Genomic DNA, 5,830 nt, shown 5'->3' on the forward strand with positions numbered 1-5,830 from the left:
GGGCGCGCGAGCGCCCGCGCCACCAGCCACGCGAAGAAGAGCGCGCACGCCACCACCCCCGCTTCCCGCCACAGGGCGGGGCGCAGGGCGCGTGGGAGCAGCGCGCGGTTCGCCATCAGGGTGTGCGCGGAGAGGATGACCATGCCCACCGCGCCCACGTTGGCGCCGATCAGGATCAGGCGCAGGGGGTCGCCGAGCAGGAGCGCGAGGGCACCCGCGACAGTGAAGACCACGAGCACGCCGTGATAGAGGCGTGAGGCGCGCTCGCCCGCCCACGAGCGCGCGCGGTCGCTCCCCGCCCACAGCATCTCCGTGACGCTCCTGGAGAAGCCTTCCGCTACGCCGCGTTGGGTGGAGAAGAAGATCCAGAAGCCGGCGATGAGGGTAGGGAACCAGAGCCAGAGATCGCCGGCCTCCAGCAGCCCGCGCGCGAGGGCCACCGGCGCGGCGTTGCCCAGCGCGTTGGCGCCACGCGGGACGAACCACGCGGTGAGGAGGACGGGGAGGGCCATGGCGATGAGCGGGCCCACCACCCAGAGGACCCCCAGGTGGAGCCCCAGGAAGCGCCACCACTGGCGCCACTTGTCGAGGTTCTCCGGTGACCCTTCGACCCGCGCCCCCTCGCTCACGAGATGAAGGTGATGCCCGGCGACCTGGATCGGCACGCCGCTCGCGATGCTCGCCATGCCGAAGCCCTTGTCGCGCAGCCAGTGGGTGAGGCTGGCGTTGACGACGCCGCCCGCTCCCGAGTACGCGGCGAAGGCGGCGAGGAGCACCCAGTCGAGATCGCCGGGTGGCGGCGCCTCGCCCGCGAGCGGCGCGACGAACCCCCTCGCGACCGCCGTCCACGCCGGCCCCGGCACGAGGAGCCAGGCGAGAAGCGCCAGGTAGAGGAGCGTGGCCATGAGGAAGAAACGGTCCGCGCGCCACAGCACGTCCTGACCTCGACGCCCCAGCACGGTCGCGCCGATGGCCGCCGCGAACACGAGATAACCCAGCATCAGCACCACCGCGCGATCTTCGTCGCGCGGTGGACGACCGAGGAAGATTGCCGCCGCGCTCACGCCGCCCGCGAGCGCCCAGCCCGGCCAGGCGAGCTGGGCGAGATGGAGACCCGAGTACGCCCAGGCCCAGAAGCCCGGGCCGGGACGCGTGCGGAGGAAGCCGCTCCAGATGGGCTCGCCGGTGGCCAGCGTGTAGCGCGCCATCTCTGCATTGAGCGCCGCCTGGAGGAGCACCGACGCGGTGCACACCCAGAGGAGCGCCGGGCCGTGGCGCGTGACGACGACCGGGGCGAGCAGCCAGTCGCCCGACCCCAGCGAGAGCCCGAGGAGGAGCGCTCCCGGGCCGATGACCCGCAGGGCATTGCGGAGCGTGTACGCGGGCGGATGCGGCAACTCGGCGGCGCGCCACGCGGGCAGGAGCGTCATGCGCGGACGCGACGCCGCCACGCGAGCAGGAGCCACGCGGCCGGCGCCGAGAGCCAGAGCCAGCCGGCGGGTGCGCCGGCGGCGAGGTCGAGGAGCAGCAGCGCGCTCCCGCCGAGCGCGGTGAGCCACAGGAGCACGCCGGTCACGGCGTCCACGGTGGGCGCGACGCCGCCCGCGAGGAGGGCGACGGCGAGGCCCGCGCTCGCGGCGTCGAGCACCACGTCGCCCGCGCTCGCGCCGCGGCCGACCGCGAACGCCTGGCGGGCCTCGTCGAGGAACGCGGTGAGCGCGGCGAGCAACACCGCCGCGGACCAGCGGCGCAGCGTCCACAACCAGAGCCCGCCGAGCATCGCGTAGCCGGTCACGTGGCCGGCCTTCCGCACGAGCAGGTGCGCGAGGTCGAGCCATTCCGGCCTCGCCCATGGGAGGAGGCGGTGCAGCAGCGGGAGCACGTACGCGCGGGTCGATTCCGCGCTCCAGTCGGTGCCGCCGAGCCAGAAGATGAGGACGGTCCACGCGAGCGGGACGATGACGCGGCGAGCGATCACGCGTACAGCGTGACACGACGGCGGCAAAGTTGACAACCGCGAACCGCTAAACATAGGATGAGCCATGCCGCTCCGGGAGCTGCTCGACGAGCTCTTGACCTCGCTCGAGACGGGGCCGCTCATCACGGCGGTGCGGCACATCGAGGCGCGTCCTGCCGTCTACGCCCCGTTTCCCTCCGCCCTCGACCCGCGGCTCATCGAAGCCCTGCGCGCGCGGGGCATCACCCAGCTCTACTCGCATCAGGCCAAGGCGTTCGAGATCGTGGCCAAGGGCGAGCATCTCGTGACCGTGACGCCCACCGCATCCGGCAAGACGCTCTGCTTCAACCTGCCCGTGCTGCAGAGCCTGGTGCAGCAGCCAGAGGGCCGCGTCCTCTACCTCTACCCCACCAAGGCGCTCGCGCAGGATCAGCTCGCCGAGCTCACCGAGCTGGCGAAGGCGCTGCCCGATCTGCGCATGTTCACCTACGACGGCGACACCCCGCAGGACGCGCGGCGCGCGGTGCGCGCGCGCGCCAACCTCGTGCTCACCAACCCCGACATGCTGCACTCGGGGATCCTGCCGCACCACACCAAGTGGGTGAACCTGTTCCAGAACCTCCGCTACGTGGTGGTGGACGAGCTTCACGCCTATCGTGGCGTCTTCGGCAGCCATCTCGCCAACGTGCTGCGGCGGCTCAAGCGCATCTGCCGCCACTACGGCTCGTCGCCGCAGTTCATCATGGCGTCCGCCACCATCGCCAATCCGCGCGAGCTTGCGGAGCGGCTGACCGGCGAGACGGTGACCGAGCTCGCGGAGAGCGGGGCGCCCACCGGCGATAAGATGTTCCTCTGCTACAACCCGCCGGTGGTGAATCCCGAGCTGGGCATCCGCGCGCCGTACCTCGGCGAGGCGGCCAGGCTCGCCGGGCGCTTTCTCCGAGCGAAGATCGCCACCATCGTCTTCGCGCAGAGCCGGCTCAGCACCGAAGTCCTGCTCTCCACCATCAAGCGGATGGTCGAGGACAAGACGGGCGATGCCGGTATCGTGCGCGGCTATCGCGGCGGCTATCTCCCGCTGCGGCGCCGCGAGGTCGAGCAGGGCCTCCGCTCGGGCGAGGTCCGGGGCGTCGTCGCGACGAGCGCGCTCGAGCTCGGCATCGACATCGGCCATCTCGACGTGGCGGTACTCGCCGGCTTCCCCGGCACCATCGCGTCGCTGTGGCAGCAGTCGGGGCGCGCGGGCCGCCGGAGCGGCCTTTCGGCGGCCATCCTCGTCGCCACCAGCGCGCCGATGGACCAGTACCTCGCCGCGCACCCCGACTATCTCTTCGGCGCCTCGCCGGAGCACGCGCGGATCAACCCGGAGAACCCCTTCATCCTCGTGAACCACCTGAAGTGCGGCGCCTTCGAGCTGCCGTTCGCGGAGAACGAGGCCTTCGGCGCCTCGGTGCGCGAGCACCTCGCCGCGCTCGAGGAGGAGGGCCTGCTCCATCGGGCCGGCGGCGTCTACCACTGGACGTCCGAGACGTATCCCGCCGATCACATCTCGCTGCGGACGGTGACCTCCGACAACTTCCTGGTCATCGACACCACCGCCCGCGACGACAAGCAGACCAAGCGCCGGCAGATCATCGCCGAGGTGGACTGGAAGAGCGCCTTCGCCATGATCTATCCCAAGGCGATCTACATGGTGGAAGGCGAGCCGTTCGAAGTGCAGGAGCTGCACTATCGGGAAGACGAGGAGAAGGTCGCGTACGTCAAGCGCGTGCAGGTCGACTACTTCACCGACGCCATCAGCGCCAAGGGCGTGTGGGTGCTCCAGCGCTTCACTCGCCGCGACGCGCCGGGCTGGGGCTCGGAGCAGGGCGAGGTGTTGGTCGCCGAGAAGGTGGTGGGCTTCAAGAAGATCAAGCTCGGCACCCTGGAGAACGTGGGCTCGGGCGAAGTGGAGCTGCCCCAGCAGGAGATGCAGACCACGAGTGCCTGGCTCACCTTCGCCCCCGACCTCCTCGCCGCGATCTCGTCGAGCCGCGAGGAGCTCGTGGACGGGCTCCGCGCCCTCACGTATCTCCTGCACCACCTGGCTCCGATCTTCCTCCTCTGCGACGTGCGAGACGTCGGCGCGTGGCTTGGCGACGGCTCGCCCGCCGAGGAGGGCGTGGTGGTGACGCGGGAGATCCAGCGGGCGCAGCTCCTGGGCGCAAAGCAGTTCACGCCCACGCTCTACCTCTACGACAGCCAGCCCGGCGGCATCGGACTCGCCGAGCGCATCTTCGAGATCCTCCCAGAGCTCCTCGCCCAGGCCCGCGCCACCCTCGAGGCCTGCCCGTGCCGCTCGGGGTGCCCGTCCTGCGTGGGCCCGGTGAACGAGGTGGGCCGCCGCGCCAAGCCCATCGCCCTGGCCATCCTGCGGCGGCTCGCGCCCGCCCGCTGACGCCGCCGCGCCGGACCCGCCTGTGGCCATTCCCGCCGAGCTTCGCCAGGTCATTCGCCGCATCGAGGAGCGCACGCGGGCGGCCGCGCCCGCGCCGCCGCGGCGCGCCGGCACGCTCGAGGAACTAGTGGGCGGGGCCGTCGAGGAGACCGAGCGCGGCCCCCTCTGGGTGGCGCGACGCCGATACTCCGTCGGCCATGCCCATGGCCGGCACCGGCTGACGCCGGCGGCGGGACTCGATCCCGCCGCCCTCGCCATGCTAGGCCGCGCGGAGACGTCGCCCGACGGGCGGCGTCTCGCCTACCTCGATACCGAAACGACGGGCTTGGCCGGCGGGACCGGCACGTACGCGTTCCTGGTGGGCGTGGGCTTCGTCGACGGGGACGAGTTCGAGGTGTGCCAGCTCTTCATGCGCGACCTCGACGAGGAGCCGGCGCTGCTCGCCGCGCTCGAGGCCCTGCTCGCCCGCTTCGACGGGCTCGTGACGTACAACGGCACCGGCTTCGACCTGCCCCTGCTCGAGACGCGGTTCGTGCTCGGGCGCCGGCGCTGGCCGGCCGATCGCTTTCATCTCGACTTGCTCACCTCCGCGCGCCGGCTGTGGCGGGACCGCCTCGTGGACTGCCGGCTGGGCACGGTGGAGCAGCACGCGCTCGGCTTCGAGCGACGCGACGATCTCCCCGGCGCCATGATTCCCGCGGTCTACTTCGACTATCTGCGCCGCAAGCGGCCCGGGGAGCTGCCGCGCGTGTTCGAGCACAACCGGCACGACATCCTGTCGCTCGCCGCGCTCACCGGATGGGTGGCGGACGCGGCGACGCGGGCGCCCTCCGGCGACATCGCGCCCGACGAGCTGGCCGGTCTCGGGCTCCTCTGGGAGGCGCGCGACGCCGACCGCGGCGAGGCCTGCCTGCGCGAGGCCCTCGCCCGTGGGATTGCCGGGGCCGGCCGGGCACGGCTCCTGGCACGCCTGGCCTGGCGCGAGAAGCGCCGCGCCCGCTGGAGCGAGGCGCGGGCCCTGTGGGACGAGCTGGCGCGCGGCCAGCGGAGCTTCGATCCTCGGCCGTGGGAGGAGATGGCGAAGATCGACGAGCACCGGCTGCGCGACTGGAGCGGCGCGCAGGCCGTTGTCCTGGAGGCGCTGGCGCGGGCCGAGGCCGCGCGCGCCTCCGAGGCTCTGCGCGCCGGGCTCGATCACCGGCTCCGGCGTCTCGAACGCCGGCTGGCCCGGCTCGCGCCCACCCCGCTGCTCTAGCGCTCGTCCGCCTCACTCGCCCCCGCCGCGTCGGCTGCGAAGGCCACCACGTGGAGGAGCCGCGCTTCCGCTCGGACGCGGGCGCCCGCCGCGAAGGTGGCCGTCGAGGGCTGGGACGAGTGCACCCGGCGTCCCGAGGGTAGGCGAATGCAGTAGAGGCATTCCGAGCCGCGGAAAAAGC

General features: G+C 72.4%; 5 protein-coding genes. 2 read left to right on the forward strand and 3 right to left on the reverse strand.

Annotated elements, in window-relative coordinates; genetic code table 11:
- On the reverse strand, positions 1-1,451 hold a 1,451-nt coding region (locus VFX14_09925), incomplete at its 3' end, for an Nramp family divalent metal transporter (GenBank protein HEU5189994.1).
- On the reverse strand, positions 1,427-1,978 hold the full coding sequence (locus VFX14_09930; GenBank protein ID HEU5189995.1) for a VanZ family protein: 552 nt from the start codon (positions 1,976-1,978) through the stop codon (positions 1,427-1,429). The genes VFX14_09930 and VFX14_09925, both read right to left, overlap by 25 nt.
- A 64-nt stretch (positions 1,979-2,042) precedes the next feature.
- On the opposite strand from VFX14_09930, the gene VFX14_09935 reads away from it, so the two are divergent.
- Together VFX14_09935 and VFX14_09940 are read left to right on the forward strand one after the other, a co-directional pair.
- Positions 2,043-4,394, forward strand: coding sequence for a DEAD/DEAH box helicase (locus VFX14_09935; protein ID HEU5189996.1), 2,352 nt, complete (start codon positions 2,043-2,045; stop codon positions 4,392-4,394).
- Between the two features lie 22 nt (positions 4,395-4,416).
- Positions 4,417-5,649 carry a ribonuclease H-like domain-containing protein gene (locus VFX14_09940; protein HEU5189997.1) on the forward strand — a complete coding sequence of 411 codons (1,233 nt, stop codon included), beginning with the start codon at positions 4,417-4,419 and terminating at the stop codon, positions 5,647-5,649.
- On the opposite strand, the gene VFX14_09945 is transcribed toward VFX14_09940, so the two are convergent.
- Positions 5,646-5,830 (reverse strand): TOBE domain-containing protein (locus tag VFX14_09945; protein HEU5189998.1); only part of this gene is annotated, 185 nt, incomplete at its 5' end. The two genes, VFX14_09940 and VFX14_09945, sit on opposite strands and share 4 nt — an antisense overlap.

Source organism: Candidatus Methylomirabilota bacterium, from assembly GCA_035764725.1.
Taxonomy (GTDB): Bacteria; Methylomirabilota; Methylomirabilia; order Rokubacteriales; family CSP1-6; genus DASRWT01.

Coding starts and splice junctions, on each gene's coding strand:
- VFX14_09935 (HEU5189996.1), top strand. CDS start 2,043: ATGCCGCTCCGGGAGCTGCTCGACGAGCTCTTGACCTCGCTCGAGACG.